The sequence below is a fragment of the Pseudomonas asplenii genome (assembly GCF_900105475.1).
Taxonomy (GTDB): Bacteria; Pseudomonadota; Gammaproteobacteria; order Pseudomonadales; family Pseudomonadaceae; genus Aquipseudomonas; species Aquipseudomonas asplenii.
This window is the reverse complement of record NZ_LT629777.1, coordinates 2,501,049-2,519,620: the sequence shown is the minus strand read 5'-3', so window position 1 is coordinate 2,519,620 and position 18,572 is coordinate 2,501,049. Positions and strand designations below refer to the sequence as shown.

Sequence of the window (18,572 nt, the reverse complement as noted above, 5' to 3'; positions counted from 1 at the left end):
TCTACAGCAGCCTCATTTGCTGTCAAGTGATTATTTTCAGAAGTTTCAGAATTTCCTCTTCAACTTCAACCACTTGCGCTTCCGATCTCTCGTCAGCGGGAGGCGAATTCTACAGCGTTACACGCTGCTGTCAACACCTCTTTTACAGCTTGTTCCGTGCTTCGATGATCTGAAGCTGCACCGCCTGAAACTAGATAACTCGTTGAATTTCAAAGAGTTTTCCGTTCTGGCTGCGCCGGAAGTGGGGCGAATTATAGGCCCCTGACAGCGAGCGTCAACCGTTATTTTCAGATTTCTGTCATAAAGGCCAGAAACCCTATGCCCCTTCCTTATAGGAGCCAGCGGTGCGGCGATCCGACTTGCGCGCGAATAAGCCCGCCACGGCGATGCAAGGCTCAAGGCCCCCTTCGCGGGCAAGCCGGAACGCCGGCTCCTACAGGGAGGGGGTTGTCGGTCTTTTTGCGGCAAGGCGTGGAATCCGCCGCGCTATCACCGGGATACGCAAGAGTAGTAGCAAAGCACCGATACCGGCATATACCGACCACTCCTTCAGATCCGCCCTCACGATCCACAGCATGTGCAGCAGCCCCAGCCCCAGAATCACATAGGCCAGGCGATGCAGCTTCTTCCAGGTCTTGCCCAGACGGCGCTGGCTATAGCGATTCGACGTAACGGAAAGCGCCAACAGACCGAGAAAGCCCAAGGCACCCACAATGATGTAGGGCCGTTTGCTCAGCTCCACGCCCAACTGCGACCAGTCCAACCCCAGCACAAAGACCAGATACGCCACCAGATGCAGCACTACATAGGCAAAACACCAGAGACCCAACTGCCGGCGCACCGCTATCCAGCCAGGCCAACCGCTCAACTTCTGCAGCGGCGTCATTCCCAGCGTGATCAACAACAGAATCAATGTCCCCAATCCCAACCGATCAACCAGCACCTTGCCCGGATCCGGCCCAAGGGCAAAGATCCAGGCCTGATACAGCCACAGCAGCGGCCAAATCGCCACGACGACAAACACACTCAAGCGCCAGAACAGATATCGCATCAATAGTTCTTCCGCAGATCCATACCGGTATACAAGGAAGCCACCTCCTCGGCGTAACCATTGAACATCTGCGTCTCCCGCACATTCGGACTGAACAGCCCGCTCGGCAGGCGCCGTTCACGGGCCTGAGTCCAACGCGGATGGTCGACCGTCGGATTGACGTTGGCATAGAAGCCGTACTCATCCGCCGCAATGCTCTGCCAGGTGGTTTTCGGCTGCTGCTCCACCAGACTGATGCGCACAATGGATTTGACGCTCTTGAAGCCATATTTCCACGGCACGACAAGACGCAATGGCGCGCCATTCTGGTTCGGCAACTCCCGCCCATACATGCCCACGGCCAGAATCGCCAAGGGGTTCATCGCTTCATCCAGGCGCAACCCCTCGACATAAGGCCAGTCGATCAGGGCGAAACCGGAACGCTGCCCCGGCATGCTCTTGGGATCCTGCAGGGTTTCGAAACGAATGTACTTGGCCTTGGAGGTCGGCTCGACCTGCTTGAGCAACGCCGAGATCGGAAAACCTATCCACGGGATCACCATCGACCAGGCCTCGACGCAACGCAAGCGATAGATCCGCTCTTCCAACTGATAGGGCTTCATGAAGTCTTCGAGGGCATAACGCCCTGGCTTGCCGACCTCACCATCGATCACCACCGACCAGGGCTCGGTCTTCAACGACCCGGCATTCTGCGCCGGGTCGCCCTTGTCGGTGCCGAACTCATAGAAGTTGTTGTAGTGCGTCGCATCCTTGTACGGGGTAATGCTTTCATCCCCGGCCGTGATCGCCCCCCAACGGGTATCCGGCAGCTTGCCGGTAAACCAGGCCGGTGCGTTTCCCGCCTCGACATCGGCGTAATGCGCGGCTGGCCCGGCACTGGCCCAACGCGGCAGGCTACCGAGCGCCAACGCACCCAACGAACCGCCCAGCAGGCTGCGGCGAGAGAGATATAGTGCCTCGGGAGTGACCTCCGACTCCCGGGAGTCAGAGGTCTTGGGAAGCTTGATCAGCATGATGACTCCGCAGAACTGGATGACAGATGCACCAATAGACTACGGAGTCTGGGGGAAATTACATCACTTGTTCCGGCGCAAGTGTAACAAGTACTGAATCGGGCCCGACGCCGCGTAAGCGAGGAAGATCAGCAACAGGATACGTGGCGGATCGCTGAAGACCACGGCAAACACCAGCACCACCGCGAGAATCGCCACGAACGGCACGCGCCCCTTGAGGTCCAGCTCCTTGAAGCTGTTGTACTTGATATTGCTGACCATCAGCATGCCGGCCGCCGCCACCAGCAGGGCCACCAGGAATGACATCTTCGAACCCTGGATACCGTAGTCGCTGAACGCCCAGACCGTACCGGCCACCACACCGGCAGCCGCCGGACTGGCCAGACCGATGAAGTAGCGCTTGTCGGCAGTGCCGACCTGGGTGTTGAACCTCGCCAGACGCAAGGCAGCGCCCGCTACATAGATGAAGGCCACCATCCAGCCGACCTTGCCCATGTCACCCAGCGCCCAGCCAAAAGCCAGCAGCGCCGGAGCGACACCAAACGCGACCATATCGGACAGCGAATCATATTCGGCACCGAAGGCACTCTGGGTATTGGTCATCCGGGCAACCCGCCCGTCCAGGCCATCCAGCACCATGGCGACGAAGATTGCAATCGCGGAAAATGCGAAATACTTGCTCGCCCCGGCCGGATCACCGGCGCTGGCGGCGCTCTGTGCGCTCATTGCACTGATGATGGCGTAGAAGCCGGCGAACAGGTTCGCGGTGGTGAAGAGGTTCGGCAGCAGATAGATACCACGATGCCGGACCTTACGGCCTTCGGCGTCATGCCCTTCTTCGACATGTTCATCGATCGGCAGCAGGCTTTCGGCGTCAGGAGCCTGGTTCGGCTCTTCGGGACGTTCGCTCATGGACAGTACCTTGCAACGGTGAAAAAGAATTCGACAGAAGTTCGCGACCGGCATTCGACCGCGAAACGATGCAGCTTTATACCAGAAGCCGCCCCCTAAACGAAAAAACGCGGCCTAAGCCGCGTTTTTCCAGACAGGCTTCGAACTTAGTTCTTGGCTTTGTCGACGATCTTGTTCGCACTGATCCACGGCATCATCGAGCGCAGTTGCTCGCCGATGATTTCGATGCCGTGAGCGGCGTTGTTACGACGCTTGGCGGTCATCGATGGATAGTTGGTCGCGCCTTCGGCGATGAACATCTTCGCGTATTCGCCGTCCTGGATGCGCTTCAGAGCGTTGCGCATGGCCTGACGGGATTCGGCGTTGATGACTTCCGGACCGGTCACGTACTCGCCGTACTCGGCGTTGTTGGAGATCGAGTAGTTCATGTTGGCGATACCGCCTTCGTACATGAGGTCAACGATCAGCTTCAGTTCGTGCAGGCACTCGAAGTAGGCCATTTCTGGCGCGTAGCCCGCTTCAACCAGGGTTTCGAAACCGGCCTTGACCAGCTCGACGGTACCGCCACACAGAACGGCCTGCTCGCCGAACAGGTCGGTTTCGGTTTCGTCCTTGAAGGTGGTTTCGATGATGCCGGTACGACCACCGCCCACGCCAGCGGCGTAGGACAGCGCGACGTTCTTGGCGTTGCCCGAAGCGTCCTGGTAGATCGCGATCAGGTCAGGGATACCGCCGCCCTTGACGAACTCGGAACGCACGGTGTGGCCTGGAGCCTTCGGCGCGATCATGATCACGTCGAGGTCGCCACGTGGCACGACCTGGTTGTAGTGGATCGAGAAACCGTGGGAGAAGGCCAGGGTAGCGCCCTTCTTGATGTTCGGCTCGATTTCGTTCTTGTACAGCTGGCCCTGGAACTCGTCCGGAGTCAGGATCATGACCAGGTCGGCAGCGGCAACGGCGGTGGCAACGTCAGCCACTTTCAGGCCATGGGCCTCAGCCTTGGCAACGGTGGCCGAACCTTTACGCAGGCCAACGGTAACGTCGACGCCGGAGTCTTTCAGGTTGCAGGCTTGCGCGTGACCCTGGGAACCGTAACCGATGATGGCGACTTTCTTACCCTGGATGATCGACAGGTCGCAGTCTTTATCGTAGAAAACTTTCATGAAATACCCCTTTATATCCAGGCCATCAGGCCATTCGCTAAATTAATTTAGATTAGATGCTCAGTACTTTGTCGCCACGGGCAATCCCGGTGACGCCACTGCGTACGGTTTCCAGAATCGAGGCCGTCCCGATCGCCTGGATGAAGCTGTCCAGCTTGTCGCTCGTACCGGTCAGTTGCACGGTATAGACGCTGGCGCTCACATCGACGATCTGCCCGCGATAAATATCGGTGGTGCGCTTGATCTCGGCGCGCTGGGCGCCGGTAGCCTTGACCTTGACCAGCATCAGCTCGCGCTCGATATGAGCACTTTCCGACAGGTCGACCAGCTTGACCACTTCAACCAGCTTGTTCAGGTTCTTGGTGATCTGCTCGATGACCTCATCATGCCCGACAGTGGTCAGCGTCAGACGCGACAGGGTCGGGTCTTCGGTCGGCGCCACGGTCAGGCTTTCGATGTTGTAGTTGCGCTGCGAAAACAGCCCCACTACACGGGACAGCGCACCGGGTTCGTTTTCCAGAAGCAGGGAAATGATATGCCGCATGTTAGGTACGCTCCGTCTTGCTCAGCCACATATCGCGCATGGAGCCGTCTTTGATCTGCATCGGATAGACGTGCTCGCTGGTATCGACCTGGATATCGAGGAATACCAGACGATCCTTCATGGCGAACGCTTCTTCCATCTTCGGCTTGAGGTCTTTCAGATCCGTGATACGGATACCGACATGACCATAGGCCTCGACCAGCTTGACGAAGTCAGGCAGCGATTCCATGTACGAGTGCGAGTGACGGCTGCCGTAGCTCATGTCCTGCCATTGGCGGACCATGCCGAGCACACCGTTGTTGAGACTGACGATCTTCACCGGCAGGCCGTACTGCAGGCAGGTCGACAGTTCCTGGATGTTCATCTGGATACTGCCTTCGCCCGTGACGCAGGCAACATCCACATCCGGGAAGTTCAGCTTGACGCCCATGGCCGCCGGGAAACCGAAGCCCATGGTGCCCAGGCCACCGGAGTTGATCCAGCGGTTGGGCTTGTTGAACTTGTAGTACTGCGCCGCGAACATCTGGTGCTGACCGACGTCGGAGGTGACGAAAGCGTCCCCCTTGGTCACTTCGCACAAGGTTTCGATCACGGTCTGTGGCTTGATGATGCTGCCGTCGCCCTTGTCGTAAGGGAACAGGCCACGATCACCGCGCCATTCGTCGATCTGCTTCCACCAACTGGCGACCGACTCCTTGTTCGGAGTCTCGCCGATGTCCTTGAGGGCAGCGACCATTTCGGTCAGCACGCTCTCCACGGGACCCACGATAGGCACGTCTGCCTTGATGGTCTTGGAGATCGATGCCGGGTCGATGTCGACATGGATGATCTTGGCGTTAGGGCAGAATTTCGGTGCACCGTTGATGACACGGTCATCGAAACGCGCGCCCACGGCCAGGATCACATCGGCGTGGTGCATGGTCAGGTTGGCGGTGTAGCTGCCGTGCATGCCGAGCATGCCGACGAACTGACGATCGGTGCCCGGGTAGCCGCCCAACCCCATCAGGGTATTGGTGACTGGCAGGTTGAGCATTTTCGCCAGTTCGGTCAACGGTGCAGAACCGCCGCCGAGGATCACGCCACCACCGGAGTAGAGCACTGGACGCTTGGCAGCCAGGAGCATCTCGGCCGCCTTGCGGATCTGGCCGGAATGACCGCGTACCGCCGGGCTGTAGGAGCGCAGCTTGGCTTTTTTCGGAAAGACGTATTCGAACTTCTCGGCCGGGTTGGTCATGTCTTTCGGGACATCGACAACGACAGGACCAGGACGGCCGGATTGCGCCAGGTAGAACGCCTTCTTCAAGACCTCCGGGATTTCCGAAGCGTGCTTGACCATGAAGCTGTGCTTCACGATCGGCCGGGAGATACCGATCATGTCGGTTTCCTGGAACGCGTCGGTACCGACCAGCGTGCTCGGCACCTGACCGGAGATGATCACCATCGGAATGGAGTCCATGTAGGCCGTAGCAATACCGGTGATGGCGTTGGTCGCGCCAGGGCCGGAAGTCACCAGCACCACGCCGGCCTTGCCGGTGGCACGGGCGTAGCCGTCAGCCATATGGGTAGCCGCCTGCTCGTGGCGAACCAGGATATGGGTTACATCCGGCTCTTTGAACAGGGCATCGTAGACATGAAGAAGAGCACCACCCGGGTACCCGTAGATATATTTGACGCCTTCGTCACGCAAGAAGCGGACGAGCATCTCACCGCCAGATAAAAGCTCCACGTTGTTCACCTCTAAAACGCCAGAATACCGCCCACACACACTGAGGACGGGTCTTAATAGGTTTACTTCTCGACAGAGCATGAGCGACGGTGGTCGCCGACTACGTCAGCACTGACTGAGCAAGTATTGGGAGTGCCCCTAGTGTTGCGGGGGTTTCCCACCCAGCGCGAGGTAACGCGTTGCGGGTGTAACAGGTCGGCGCGGATGTGCGCCTCATGATCTGCCGAGTGGGCCTGCTTCTGGCAGTCCCTCTACAGCGGACTTTGGATTGTTGTGATTCGCCCCGCTCAAGTCAAGTCATCTGTGCGCTTTCTTCCAACTAAGGGCATGACAAAGCAGAAGAAAACCTTTGCAGAAGGAATATGCTAGGTTGCTGATTGAACTGCCTGACAAGGAAACATGATGCGTACGAGCATTCTCATGGCCAGCCTGCTGTTTGCCTTGAGCCCGCTGTGCCTGGCCAGCCCGATCTACAAATGGGTGGATGCCCAGGGCATCACTCATTTCGACGCCATGCCGCCTCCCGGGCAGACAGCCACTGTGGTCACTCCGGCGATCGGCAACCCGATGCCGCCCAAGACTGCGACGCCCACCAGCACGCCGGTGGGCGACCAGAATGCCGTGGATGCCAAGGTCAAGAAACAGGTGGCAGAACAGGAGGCTGCACGCAAAGTGTTCTGCGAAAAGGCCAGGACCAACCTGGCGCAGTTGCAGAACGACCCGCGGGTTCGCGAGGAGGTGGACGGGGAATTGCGTCGCCTGAGCGATGAGGAACGACAGACTCGGGTGATCGAGACCCGCAAGTTGATCGAGGAGCACTGCTCCTGAGCCCTGCACAGAAGAAAACCGGTGGCGAGGGGGCAAGCCCCTCACCACAGATCAGCGTGACTCGCTGATCAATCGATCGAACTGCGCCAGCAACGCCTGTAACTTCACGCCCTCCCCCGGACGCTGGGCGTAGACCATTTCAGCCATGGCCAGGATGCCCGAGGCATTGGGCAGCGGCAGATCCTCTTCGAGGATAACTTTCATCTTCGGCAGGAAAATCCACTGCAGCCACTGCTCGAAATCCAGCGTATCGACACTGAACGGCTCGACGCTCGATAGCGCCTGCTCACTGGGTGGCACCTCGGCCCACCAGCCCTGGGCACGCAACTCGCGCTCGATCAGCAGCAACTGATCGGCAATCAACGGCAGGCGGTGATCCATCAGAGATTGACCCTGGCTTTCTGACGAGCCTGGGCGGCACCCGCAGCATCACCCTGTTTCTCCCGCGCCTGGGCGATCAGCTCCCAGAGGCTGGCCTGCAGGTCAGGACGGCCATTGGCGAACCCCAGGCCACGCCGTGCCAGTTGCTCGGCCTGGGGCGCATCGCCCTGGGCCATGCGCACCTGCGCCAGACGGTAGAGTACTTGCGGCTCACGGGGTGCCACGCGCTGGGCACGCTCCAGGCTCGACGATGCACCGTTGAGGTCACCACTGGACTGTTGCTGCTGCGCCGTGGTCAACAGCGCCAGCACCGGACCATCCAGTTGCTCGTCCGCCGACAGCCCGCCGCCATTACCCGACGGGATGCCGGTGGGTTGCGGCATGCTGTAGCTGCCCTGATTGATCGACGACGTCTGGATCGGCGTACTGTCGACCGGCCCAGGAGTGATCGGCCCGGTCGTGGAAGGACCCGGACTCCAGGGTTCGCTGCTGACCGGGGCGGAAGTCGCTGCACCACCGCCCGGCACCATCACCACCACACCGGAATCCTGCGGAACGGCCTGGGCCTGGTTCGGCATGGCGCGCTTGATGGTGGTCTGGCGGAAGCCGCCATTGGCAGAAATCCGATCATTGTTGGAGACGGCGGTCCCGGAATCGACAACCGGGATCGAACCACGGGGTACGCTCGAGCAACCGCCAAGCAAAACCAGAGCTGTAAAAGCTGGAAACCACCACTTGTTCACTGCAAACCCTCTTCGCTTAATTCAACCAGCCCTTGACCCAATCCATCACTTCGCTGGCCGGCGCTGGCGCCGACCCACCGCAAGCCACTCCGGGCGCGGGCTCGCTGCCGCGAATATACGGCATCTGTACTGCACCTGGGCAATTGGCATCGGAGCCCTGCCCGGTGTGCGGATCGATCCACGCCTGGACAATGTTATCCGGTTGCGGCATGTCCAGGGGCAACGGGTCGGATTTCTTCATGAAACTGGTCCAGACCTGCAATGCCCCAGTGGCGCCGGTAAACGGCGTCTTGCCGTTGTCGTCGCGACCGAGCCAGACCACCGCCAGCAGATCCTGGCTGAAGCCGGCGAACCAACTGTCGCGGGAATCGTTACTGGTGCCGGACTTACCCGCCAGCGTCAGGGTCTTGGGCAGCACATTGTAGGCACTGGCACCGGTACCCTCGCGCATCACCCGCTGCATCGCCGCCTGGATCAGGTAGATCGAGCCCGGATCGAAGCGTTGCTGGACCTGGAACGGATAACGCTTGAGCGGTTCGCCCTCAGCCGTCAGAACGCTGCGAATACCGCGCATCGGTGTATTGAAACCACCATTGGCAAGCGTCTGGTACATGGTCGCCACTTCGATCGGCGTCATGCCACCGGCACCCAGCAGGATCGCCGGATAGGCAGGGAATTCGCGGGTGATCCCCAGGCGAGCGACCGTCTTGAGCACATTCGGAACACCCACTTCCAGGCCCAGACGTGCCGTCGACAGGTTGTAGGAGTGCGCGAGGCCCTGATAGAGGAAGATCGTGCCGTGGGAGCGGCGATCGAAGTTCTGGGGTTTCCAGACCTGCCCATCCGCGCCTTTCACCGAGAAGGGTTCGTCCGACAGCCAACTGGTCAGCGTGTACTGGCTCGGTTTTTCCAGTGCCGTCAGGTAAACCGCCGGCTTGATCAGCGAGCCGATGTTGCGCACGGCATCCAGGGCGCGGTTGAATCCGGCAAAACCAGGCTGGCGACTGCCGATCATGGCCTGGACCTCACCGGTTTCCGGGTTGGTCACCACCATCGCGGCCTCCACGTCCTCGGCACCCTTGCGACTATCAAGACGCTTGAAGGTGTCATTGACCGAGGCCTCGGCCTTCATCTGCAGAATCGGGTCGAAACTGGTGAAAATCCGCAGACCCTCTTCGGTCAAGTCTTCGTCACGATAGTCTTCGCGCAACTGACGCTTGACCAGATCGAGGAAGCCGGGGAACGAACTGTCGGCCAGGCTGCCACGCTTGGTCACGCCCAGCGGCATCTTCTTCGCCGCCTCGGCCTGCTCGGTAGTCACAACGCCCTGCTGGGCCAGCAGATCGAGGACCAGATTACGCCGTTCCAGCGCCCGATCGGGATAACGCCGTGGGTTGTAGTAGGACGGCCCCTTGACCATGCCCACCAGCAACGCCACCTGGTGCAACTTCAGCTCCGACAGCGGCTGGCTGAAGAAGAACTGGCTCGCCAGACCGAAACCGTGCACGGCACGCTGGCCGTCCTGACCGATGAAGACCTCGTTGAGGTAGGCCTCGAGAATCTCCTGCTTGCTGTAATGCATCTCCAGCAGCAGGGACATCATGGCTTCGGTGAGTTTGCGACTCAGGCTGCGCTCGTTGGTCAGGAAGAAGTTCTTCACCAACTGCTGGGTCAGGGTACTGCCGCCCTGGCGCATCTGCCCGGACGAAGTATTGACCCAGATCGCTCGGGCAATCGACTTCGGCGACACCCCGAAGTGATGATAGAAGTCCCGATCCTCAACGGTCACCAGGGTCTCGAGCAGATACGGCGGCACCTGGTCGAGCTTGATCAGGATCCGATCCTCGAGGTTTTTCGGGTACAGCCCACCGATCAACAGCGGTTCGAGACGGACCACCGAGAGTTTCGAACCATTGACGCCAGACAGCTCGGCCACATAGTCGCCGGAAAAACGCACACGCACCGGCTGAGCGGCCTCCATGCCCTCATAGAACTGGAAGCCACGGGTGTTCAGGTCAACCGTGTTGCCATTGACCGACGCCGCACCCGGTCCGTTGACCACAGGCTCGCGACGATAGCCCAGGGCATCGAGTTCGGTCAGGAAGTCGTCCTTGCTCAGCTTCTGGCCGACGAACAACTCCAGCGGCCGGGCATAGACCTTGGCCGGAATGGTCCAGCGCTTGCCGGAGAATTTCTCCTGCACCACGGCATCGAGGTAGACGGCGAAGCCGGCCAGCACCACGAGACCGACCAGACTGAGCTTGAGTGCCCAGCCGAGCCAGGGACGCAGGCCACCGGAAGGAGGTTTGGGTTTGGAGCGAGGGGATCGGGTACGAGTCATGGGCGCGGATTATACGCACTTTATTCATGATCAACATGCACACCCGCCGGTTTGCACTCCCCTCCTTAGCGGCCATAATGACGCCCTTGAATTTCTGACCCTTGAAGGATCGCTCGTGAGCCAGTCCCTGATCGCCGCCCTGCAAAACCCGGCCCTCTACCCGCACCCGGTAGAAGGATTCCAGCTCATCGAAACCCACATTTCCTGGGTGCTGCTCACCGGCTCCTACGCCTACAAGATCAAGAAACCGATGAACTTCGGCTTTCTGGACTTCACCGAACTGCCCGCCCGTGGGCATTTCTGCAATGAAGAGTTACGCCTGAACCAGCGCCTGACCGACGACCTGTATCTGGAAGTCCTGCCCATCACCGGCAGCGCCGAGGCACCACAACTGGGCGGCGACGGCCCGGCCATCGAATACGCCCTGAAAATGCGCCAGTTCCCGCAGAGCCAGTTGCTCAGCACCCTGCAGGCCAACGGCGAACTGAGCGCCTGGCACATCGACGAGATGGCCCAGCAGATCGCGCATTTCCACCAAAACGCCCCGCAAGTGCCCAAGGAACACTACCAGGGTACTCCGGAAGCGGTCATGGAGCCGGTCCGACAGAACTTCGAACAGATTCGTCCCTTCCTGCAGGACAAGGCCGACCTGCTGCAACTCGATGCCTTGCAAGCCTGGGCCGAGTCCAGCTTCGAACGCCTCAAGCCGCTGTTCAGCCAGCGCAAGGCCGACGGTTTCATCCGCGAATGCCACGGTGACATCCACCTGGGCAACGCCACCGTCATCGACGGCAAGGTGGTGATTTTCGACTGCATCGAATTCAACGAGCCGTTCCGCTTCACCGATGTCTACGCCGACATCGGCTTCCTCGCCATGGATCTGGAAGACCGTGGCCTGAAGAGCCTGGCACGACGCTTCATCAGCCAGTACCTGGAACTGACCGGCGACTACCAGGGCCTGGAAGTCCTGAACTTCTACAAGGCCTATCGCGCCCTGGTCCGGGCCAAGGTTGCGCTGTTCAGCCTGTCGCCCGAGGCCACTGCGGTACAACGCGCGACCACCCTGCGCCAATACCGCAACTACGCCAACCTGGCGGAAAGCTACAGCACCATTCCATCGCGTTTCCTGGCGATCACCCATGGTGTCTCGGCGGTCGGCAAGAGCCATGTGGCCCAACGTCTGGTCGAGGCGCTCGGCGCCGTGCGTCTGCGTTCGGACGTGGAACGCAAACGCCTGTTCGGCAAACAGCAGAACACCCATGACGTCGGCGCCGGCATCTATAGCCAGGATTCCAGCGCACAGACCTACCAGCGCCTGCACGAAATCGCCGACATCATCCTGCGTGCCGGCTTCCCGGTAGTGATCGACGCCACCTATCTCAAGCGCGACCAGCGTGACGCCGCCGCCAAAGTGGCCGAAGCCACCGGCGCACCTTGCCTGATCATCGATTGCGATGCCCCACAGGCCGTCATCGAGAGCTGGCTGGCACAGCGTCAGGCCGATGCTGTCGACCCTTCCGATGCGACTCTGGAGGTCATTGCGGCGCAACAGGCCACTCGCGAAGCACTGGGTGCCGATGAGATCCTGCACACCAAGCGTGTCCAGACCAACGAAAGCGGCAGCCTTGACACGCTGATCGCGCAAATTCGCCTGCGTCTGCCTAACCTGTAAAAACTATTTCAGCCGTGAAGCCACAACCGCTTCACGGCTGAAACATAGTGGCATTATAATGGCGTCATAAATCCAACGGGAGATGCCCCATGAGCCAGCCCAAGCTTCTTGACTCTGCCCTGTATGCCTTGCTGCATAAAGATGATATCGCCGGCTTCAACAAGGCCCGCCCCAAGGACGGCCCCATCGATATGCGCGGCGGCGACTTTCGCGGCCTCGACCTGCGCGAACTGAATGCCGAGGGAGTCGACTTCACTGACGCCTACTTCCGCTCTGCCGACCTGCGCGGAGTCGACTTTCAGAACTCTCGGCTCGAAGGTGCCAGCGTGGCCCACGCGCAGATCTCCGGTGCCTACTTTCCCGTGCAGTTGAAAGCGGCCGAGATCCTGATGTCCGTACAGTTCGGCACCCGGATGCGCTACGAACCCGAGTAACAATTCGGGTATCACCGTAGTCGCCGGCGCAGGCCCCATCAGAACCCTGCGCTGCGGCAGTTCGCTCTTTTTCTGTGCCTGGCTCCTCTGGGCCAGTATGCGATCGCGCTGGCTCTTAGAAGCTTTTGCGCCCAAACCGACCAACGAACCACGCTTTTCCTACTGACCGCTACACTCCTTTCAGGCTTGCCTATTCTCGTCACCGCAGCGTTCGGCCATCGCAAGGAGGCTTGATGAACGATGAACTGCAACATCTGAAAAACCTGGGCAAGACATCAGCACAATGGCTGCACGCGGTGGGTATCCACAGCGCATCCGATTTGCGTCGCCTCGGGGCAGTGGACGCCTATCGCGCAGTGAGAACCCGTGGATTCAGAGCCTCGAAGGTGCTGCTGTACGCGATTGAGGGGGCATTGATGGACATTCACTGGAATGACATCCCACTGGAACGCAAAGAAGCCTTGAATAAACAATTGGAAGCGATATCGTCACGCCATAAGAATTGATTGTGCAGGTTTGTCATGTATCTACTCGGGGAGCAACCCGCCTACGCCGATGAATTGATCAGTCGGCTACAGAGCATTCCCACTCGACTACTGGACGGCTTGTCCCCTTGTGACGAAGCCATCGAGTTCGAACAGACTGCCGACCTGGCTCCCCTGCTGGCCGACGATCGGGTCTTCCTGATCGAAAGCGGTTTATTGCATGCCAGGGTCGACGAGCGCCCCCTCTTCTATCTGTATGAAGGCGACCTGGTCGGACTGCGCCAAGGCATCGACTGGCCACGCTGCCTGCTGAGCTGCGACAGTCCGCTTCGCCTGCTGCCCTACCAGCGACGCGAAGTATTTCAGCATATATATGCCGACGAAGCCCGTAGCGAATTGCTGCTGCGTTACCTGATGGGCCAGACCGCACTGCTGTCGGATGCCGTCACCCGTCTCAAACAACCGGAATTCCGCAGCAGCAACGGCTTCCAGAAAGTCGCGGCGGGCGACGTACTGATCCGCCAGGGCGATGATGCCGATCATGTCTTCATCATCACCGAAGGGCATGCCGAAGCCTTCGTCGACGGACACAAGGTCGGTGATGTGCCCAAGGATGAGATTTTCGGGGCCATGGCGGTATTCACCGGCGAAAAACGCAGTGCCAGCGTGATCGCCAGCCAGCCCTGTTCGGTCATGCTGATCCCCAAGGATCAGTTCCTCAATCTCGCCCAGAGCAACCCGCGTATCGCCCACAGCCTGATCCAGAGCATGGCACGCCGGATCGACCTGCTGAACAAGGAGGTTACCCGCCTGAACGTTGCCAACGCGCCACGTTGAGCGGACAAAAGCACTGGCGACGAGCGGTCGCGAAAAAGCTGTTGACTTAGAAATGAGAATCGTTATGATTATCACAACTGATCGCGAGATCGGTTGGATTCTCTGGAGGCCCTTGGTTCGGACTCTTCAGATTATCTCCTCATCAGGCTAATCACGGTTATTGACCCGGCTTTTTGCCGGGTCTTTTTTTTGCCTGAAACACGCTCATTGTCAACCACCCGGACTGATCGAGCCCCCGGTCGCCCACTCCAGCTGCGCCAACAACTCGTCCAGCAGCCCCGAGGCACCGAGACGCAGGTGATCGGCGTCGACCCAGGCGGCGCCGAAGCGGGACTTGGCCAGCTCGATATAGGTTCGTGCATCGGCGAAGGTGCGAATTCCACCCGCCGCTTTCAACCCGACCAGCCCGCCTCGCTCGGCGATGGCTTCGAGCATGATGCGCACCGCCTGCTCAGTGGCGTTGATCAGTACCTTGCCCGTGCTGGTCTTGAGAAAATCGGCACCGGCAGCGATTGCATCCTGACTGGCCTGGCGAATCATCTGCGGGTCACGCAATTCGCCGGTTTCCAGGATCACCTTGAGTCTGGCCCGCCCCCTGCACAGCTCGCGACAGGCCGACACCATGGCCTGGCCCGTCTGGGTATCGCCCATCAGCAGCGAGCGATAGGGATAGACCAGATCCACTTCGTTCGCCCCGGCCCTGAGCACGGCTTCCGTCTCCGAGACCGCTGACGCCACGTTCGGCCCGCCATAAGGAAAATTGACCACTGTGGCCACCCGGACCACCTGCGCGCCCAGGCTGTCGAGCGTCTGCCGGGCCAGAGTGACGAAGCGCGGAAAGACACACACCGCAGCGACCGGCCCGAAAGGCGTCATGGCCCGCCGACAGAGGGAGACGATGCGCTCGGCGTCGTCGTCATTGCTCAACGAGGTCAGGTCGAGCAGGCCGATGGCCTGATGGGCCAACTGCTGGTCTGTCTGATTGATCTGTTTCATGTTTGCTCTCCCATCCGATCATTGCACCCACGCGACAAGCATCTGCGGCCGAAACGCCAGACGACACTGAAGGCGCGCTGTGGACACAACAATAAAGGAGTCATTCGGGGGAAATCAGGGCGAGCTCAGGACAAAGAGCTGGACGACACAAGAACAAGACTCATCTTCGCCTAACAGTCCATAAGTCTTACAAACCACAGCTTGTCGACTCGCATAGATGTTATTTCCGACTCGACCTACAACCGACGGATGAATCCACTGACGAGTCCATACCCCCGCGTCATCTCAGCGGGCAATGATCAGCGGGTGTCCACGTTCAGGGTACAGCAGCACCAGTACCTCAAGGCCGAACACCGCCTTGAGCCTGCAAGACCTGCTCCGAGCCTGCCAGCGCACCGGAACATCCCTTGTCACAGGTTTCCTGCAATCGCGTCGGTTGCCTTATCCTTGTTCTATAAAGGCAAGATTGGCCTGCAAGGGATCGACATGAAATTTCTCTGTGCTTCACACACCCTCGCCGACAACAGCAGCCGAGGCTTCGAACTTGAGGGCCGCCCAGTGTTGGCCGTGCGGCGTGAAGGTCGAGTGTATGTCTATCACAACCGCTGCCCGCATCGAGGCATTGCCCTGCAATGGCAGCCCGACCAGTTTCTCGATGCCAGCGCCAGCCTGATCCAGTGCGCCAGCCATGGCGCACTGTTCCTGATCGAAAGTGGCGAATGCGTGGCCGGCCCCTGCGCCGGTCAATCACTGACGGCGCTGGCCTGCCGGGAAGACGCTGAAGGCGTCTGGGTCGGGGATTGCTAGAGCTGTACCGGCAAGCGCCGATCCAGGCGGATTTCCTCGACATTCAAGCTGACACCATAGGCAAGGACCTCGACGCCTGCCGCCACCGCCTCACGTAGCGCCTGGGCATAAGCGCCATCGATTTCCTGCGCCGGACGCACCGCTTCGATCCCCGTCAGGTTCACACAGTACAACTGCACCGCTCGTATGCCTTCCCGGGCCAGCGCAGCCAGTTCTCGCAGATGCTTGGCGCCACGCTGGGTCACCGCATCCGGAAACGCCGCCACCGACGTGCCATCAAAACCGAGGGTGACACTTTTCACCTCGACGAACGCCGGCCCTGTCGGATAGTCCAGGCGGAAATCGATCCGACTGTTTTCCTGGCCATAGGCAACTTCGCGTTTCAACCCGGTGAAACCGTCGAGTTCGCTGATCAGCCCGGCACGCAAGGCTTCCTCGACCAGCGGGTTGGCGCGCGCCGTGTTGATGCAGGCCAACCGCCCCTGAGGGGTCTCGCCGATTTCCCAGGTACCGGGCAGTTTGCGCCTGGGGTCGTTGGAGCGACTGAACCAGACCTGCCCTCCCTCGACCATACAGTTGAGCATCGAACCGGTATTGGGGCAGTGGATGGTCAGCAACTCGCCCGTGGTGGTCTCGATATCCGCCAGGAAACGCTTGTAGCGCTTGATCAGCCGTCCTTCTTCGAGTGCAGGAGAAAAGCGCATCAGCCTTGCCAGCTCCGCAGGCCACGGGCAATCCGCTCCACCGCTTCCTGCAAGCGCGGCAGACTCTGGGTGTAGGCGAACCGCACATGCTGACTGGCCAGGTGATGGCCGAAATCCAGGCCAGGGGTGAAGGCCACGTGTTCGGTTTCCAGGAAGTGTTGGCAGAACGCGAAGGCATCGCCGCCGAACGCGCTGATATCCGCATACAGGTAGAACGCCCCTTCGGGCTCAACCGCGATGCCGAAACCCAGCTCGCGTAATGCCGGCAGAAGGAAATCCCGGCGACGGGCAAACTCGGCCCGACGCTCTTCGAGAATGCTCAGGGTCTGAGGTTCGAAACACGCCAACGCAGCATACTGGGCCATGCTCGGGGCACTGATATAGAGGTTCTGGGCCAGCTTCTCCAATTCGGCCACCGCCTCAGGGGGCGCCACCAGCCACCCCAGGCGCCAGCCGGTCATGCCGAAATACTTGGAAAAGCTATTCAGGACAAAAGCACTGTCATCGACTTCCAGCACACTGGTGGCGTCGCAACCGTAGGTCAGTCCATGGTAGATCTCGTCGACCACCAGATGACCGCCGTGAGCCTTGACCGCCCTCGACAGCCCGGCCAGTTCGTCACGCTTGAGCAAGGTTCCCGTCGGGTTCGCCGGTGACGCCACAAGGGCACCGACACTGTCCTGGTTCCAATGGCGATCCACCAATTCGGCGGTCAGTTGGTAACGCACATCCGGTCCGACCGGTACTAACTGCGCAGCACCTTCCACCAGACGCAGGAAATGGCGATTGCAGGGATAACCCGGGTCGGCCAGCAACCAGTGCTTGCCCGGGTCCACCAGCAGGCTGCTGGCCAGCAGCAAAGCCCCGGAGCCCCCGGGCGTGACGAGGATGCGCTGCGGATCGACATCCAGACCATAACGCTGCCGATAAAAACCGGCGATCGCTTCGCGCAACTCCGGCAAGCCGCGAGCCGCTGTGTAACGTGTCTTGCCTGCGGCCAGGGCCGCCTGGCCCGCCTGGATGATCGGCTCGGCGGTGGTGAAATCCGGCTCGCCGATTTCCAGGTGGATCACATCGTGTCCGGCAGCCTGCAACTCGTTGGCGCGCGCCAGCAAAGCCATCACGTGGAACGGTTCGATCGCGCGACTGCGCGCACTATAAGACTGAGCCATTGGCCTTCCTTGCATTCGTGTAGGCAAAATCGGGTTGGGCAAAATCCGATTTTACCCGACCGCCGTCCACCGGGAACCTTTAAAACGTCGCCGAAGTCCATGAAGACCGGTAACGATGCATTCCCGCATCATGCCCAGGATTGACTAAAATGAAATATCAGCCACTGCATTCTGCCAGGCTCGACAACCGGGAGTAGCGCGCCCCGATTTGATCTGGTAAGTTCGCCCGCTTGCAGCCGCGGGGCCGGCAGGTGTCGGTGACGTTGAAATCCTGCGCAATGGATTAGAAGAGTAGAGGCGGTCCATTCATGCCCACCCAAGCAAAGCAGCAAAACATTCAGTCGATCAGCGGCTTCGAACCCTATGTTGAAAGCAAGGGTGAAGAGTACATGGGTGAGCCCATGCGCAAGCACTTCACCAAGATCCTGCAGAAGTGGAAGCAGGACCTGATGCAGGAAGTCGACCGTACCGTTGACCACATGAAAGACGAAGCGGCCAACTTTCCTGATCCCGCCGACCGTGCCAGCCAGGAAGAGGAATTCAGCCTCGAACTGCGCGCCCGTGACCGCGAGCGCAAGCTGATCAAGAAAATCGACAAGACCCTGCAACTCATCGAAGACGAAGAGTACGGCTGGTGCGAGTCCTGTGGCGTCGAGATCGGTATCCGCCGACTGGAAGCCCGCCCGACCGCCGACATGTGCGTCGACTGCAAGACGCTTGCAGAAATCAAGGAAAAACAGGTCGGCAAGTAACCCTCGCCGAA

The 18,572-nt window shown here is 59.9% G+C and carries 19 protein-coding genes and 1 pseudogene; 7 read left to right on the top strand and 13 right to left on the bottom strand.

Features of this window, described 5'->3' with window-relative positions; genetic code table 11:
* Positions 1-433: 433 nt before the first annotated feature.
* The 6 genes from msrQ to BLU37_RS11445 form a co-directional block, all read right to left on the bottom strand.
* Entirely contained in the window at positions 434-1,051 is a 618-nt protein-coding gene (msrQ, locus tag BLU37_RS11470) for a protein-methionine-sulfoxide reductase heme-binding subunit MsrQ (RefSeq protein WP_090204896.1), read from the bottom strand.
* Positions 1,051-2,064, bottom strand: coding sequence for a protein-methionine-sulfoxide reductase catalytic subunit MsrP (msrP, locus tag BLU37_RS11465; protein ID WP_090204893.1), 1,014 nt, complete (start codon positions 2,062-2,064; stop codon positions 1,051-1,053). Before msrP ends, msrQ begins: the two co-directional genes overlap by 1 nt.
* A gap of 63 nt (positions 2,065-2,127) precedes the next feature.
* On the bottom strand, positions 2,128-2,976 hold the full coding sequence (pssA, locus tag BLU37_RS11460) for a CDP-diacylglycerol--serine O-phosphatidyltransferase (protein WP_010444109.1): 849 nt from the start codon (positions 2,974-2,976) through the stop codon (positions 2,128-2,130).
* Positions 2,977-3,122: 146 nt separating this feature from the next.
* Positions 3,123-4,139: a ketol-acid reductoisomerase gene (ilvC, locus tag BLU37_RS11455; RefSeq protein WP_010444111.1), complete on the bottom strand. Its 1,017-nt coding sequence runs from the start codon at positions 4,137-4,139 to the stop codon at positions 3,123-3,125.
* A 52-nt stretch (positions 4,140-4,191) separates the two neighbouring features.
* The gene (gene ilvN / locus BLU37_RS11450; protein ID WP_042125802.1) at positions 4,192-4,683 is read right to left on the bottom strand and encodes an acetolactate synthase small subunit; all 492 of its coding nucleotides are present in this window, start codon (positions 4,681-4,683) and stop codon (positions 4,192-4,194) included.
* A 1-nt stretch (position 4,684) separates the two neighbouring features.
* Positions 4,685-6,409 (bottom strand): acetolactate synthase 3 large subunit, encoded by a 1,725-nt coding sequence (locus BLU37_RS11445; protein ID WP_010444115.1) that lies wholly within the window; start codon positions 6,407-6,409, stop codon positions 4,685-4,687.
* 402 nt (positions 6,410-6,811) lie between these two features.
* Between BLU37_RS11445 and BLU37_RS11440 the strand changes: the two genes are divergently transcribed.
* Positions 6,812-7,237 (top strand): DUF4124 domain-containing protein, encoded by a 426-nt coding sequence (locus BLU37_RS11440; protein WP_090204890.1) that lies wholly within the window; start codon positions 6,812-6,814, stop codon positions 7,235-7,237.
* A 51-nt stretch (positions 7,238-7,288) separates the two neighbouring features.
* Here BLU37_RS11440 and BLU37_RS11435 read toward each other — a convergent pair whose 3' ends face one another.
* From BLU37_RS11435 to mrcB, 3 genes are read right to left on the bottom strand one after another with little or no spacing between them, the layout of a single operon-like run.
* Positions 7,289-7,618 (bottom strand): YqcC family protein, encoded by a 330-nt coding sequence (locus BLU37_RS11435; RefSeq protein WP_090204888.1) that lies wholly within the window; start codon positions 7,616-7,618, stop codon positions 7,289-7,291.
* The gene (locus tag BLU37_RS11430) at positions 7,618-8,361 is read right to left on the bottom strand and encodes a tetratricopeptide repeat protein (RefSeq protein WP_010444121.1); all 744 of its coding nucleotides are present in this window, start codon (positions 8,359-8,361) and stop codon (positions 7,618-7,620) included. The genes BLU37_RS11435 and BLU37_RS11430 overlap by 1 nt, the downstream gene beginning before the upstream one ends.
* A 16-nt stretch (positions 8,362-8,377) precedes the next feature.
* Positions 8,378-10,702, bottom strand: coding sequence for a penicillin-binding protein 1B (gene mrcB / locus BLU37_RS11425; protein ID WP_081354339.1), 2,325 nt, complete (start codon positions 10,700-10,702; stop codon positions 8,378-8,380).
* 115 nt (positions 10,703-10,817) lie between these two features.
* Here mrcB and BLU37_RS11420 point away from each other — a divergent pair, with 115 nt between their 5' ends.
* The 4 genes from BLU37_RS11420 to BLU37_RS11405 all read left to right on the top strand — a co-directional run bounded on the left by BLU37_RS11420 (position 10,818) and on the right by BLU37_RS11405 (position 14,130).
* Positions 10,818-12,374, top strand: a complete 1,557-nt coding sequence (locus tag BLU37_RS11420; RefSeq protein WP_090204885.1) for a bifunctional aminoglycoside phosphotransferase/ATP-binding protein — start codon at positions 10,818-10,820, stop codon at positions 12,372-12,374.
* 89 nt (positions 12,375-12,463) lie between these two features.
* Positions 12,464-12,808 (top strand): pentapeptide repeat-containing protein, encoded by a 345-nt coding sequence (locus BLU37_RS11415; protein ID WP_010444125.1) that lies wholly within the window; start codon positions 12,464-12,466, stop codon positions 12,806-12,808.
* Between the two features lie 233 nt (positions 12,809-13,041).
* Positions 13,042-13,314: a TfoX/Sxy family protein gene (locus BLU37_RS11410; RefSeq protein WP_010444127.1), complete on the top strand. Its 273-nt coding sequence runs from the start codon at positions 13,042-13,044 to the stop codon at positions 13,312-13,314.
* Between the two features lie 15 nt (positions 13,315-13,329).
* Positions 13,330-14,130 carry a Crp/Fnr family transcriptional regulator gene (locus BLU37_RS11405; protein ID WP_090204882.1) on the top strand — a complete coding sequence of 267 codons (801 nt, stop codon included), beginning with the start codon at positions 13,330-13,332 and terminating at the stop codon, positions 14,128-14,130.
* 210 nt (positions 14,131-14,340) lie between these two features.
* Here the strand turns inward: BLU37_RS11405 and deoC are convergent, their stop codons facing one another.
* The gene (deoC, locus tag BLU37_RS11400) at positions 14,341-15,126 is read right to left on the bottom strand and encodes a deoxyribose-phosphate aldolase (RefSeq protein WP_090204880.1); all 786 of its coding nucleotides are present in this window, start codon (positions 15,124-15,126) and stop codon (positions 14,341-14,343) included.
* A gap of 285 nt (positions 15,127-15,411) precedes the next feature.
* Positions 15,412-15,489: pseudogene (locus BLU37_RS29445) on the bottom strand (hypothetical protein); the annotation flags it as partial.
* 123 nt (positions 15,490-15,612) lie between these two features.
* On the opposite strand from BLU37_RS29445, the gene BLU37_RS11395 reads away from it, so the two are divergent.
* Positions 15,613-15,933, top strand: coding sequence for a Rieske (2Fe-2S) protein (locus BLU37_RS11395; protein WP_090210931.1), 321 nt, complete (start codon positions 15,613-15,615; stop codon positions 15,931-15,933).
* Here the strand turns inward: BLU37_RS11395 and sfsA are convergent.
* Positions 15,930-16,637, bottom strand: coding sequence for a DNA/RNA nuclease SfsA (gene sfsA / locus BLU37_RS11390; protein ID WP_090204877.1), 708 nt, complete (start codon positions 16,635-16,637; stop codon positions 15,930-15,932). The two genes, BLU37_RS11395 and sfsA, sit on opposite strands and share 4 nt — an antisense overlap.
* Entirely contained in the window at positions 16,637-17,809 is a 1,173-nt protein-coding gene (locus BLU37_RS11385) for a pyridoxal phosphate-dependent aminotransferase (protein ID WP_090204874.1), read from the bottom strand. Before BLU37_RS11385 ends, sfsA begins: the two co-directional genes overlap by 1 nt.
* Before the next feature lie 308 nt (positions 17,810-18,117).
* Between BLU37_RS11385 and dksA the strand changes: the two genes are divergently transcribed.
* Positions 18,118-18,561 carry an RNA polymerase-binding protein DksA gene (gene dksA, locus BLU37_RS11380; RefSeq protein WP_010444136.1) on the top strand — a complete coding sequence of 148 codons (444 nt, stop codon included), beginning with the start codon at positions 18,118-18,120 and terminating at the stop codon, positions 18,559-18,561.
* Positions 18,562-18,572: the final 11 nt, after the last annotated feature.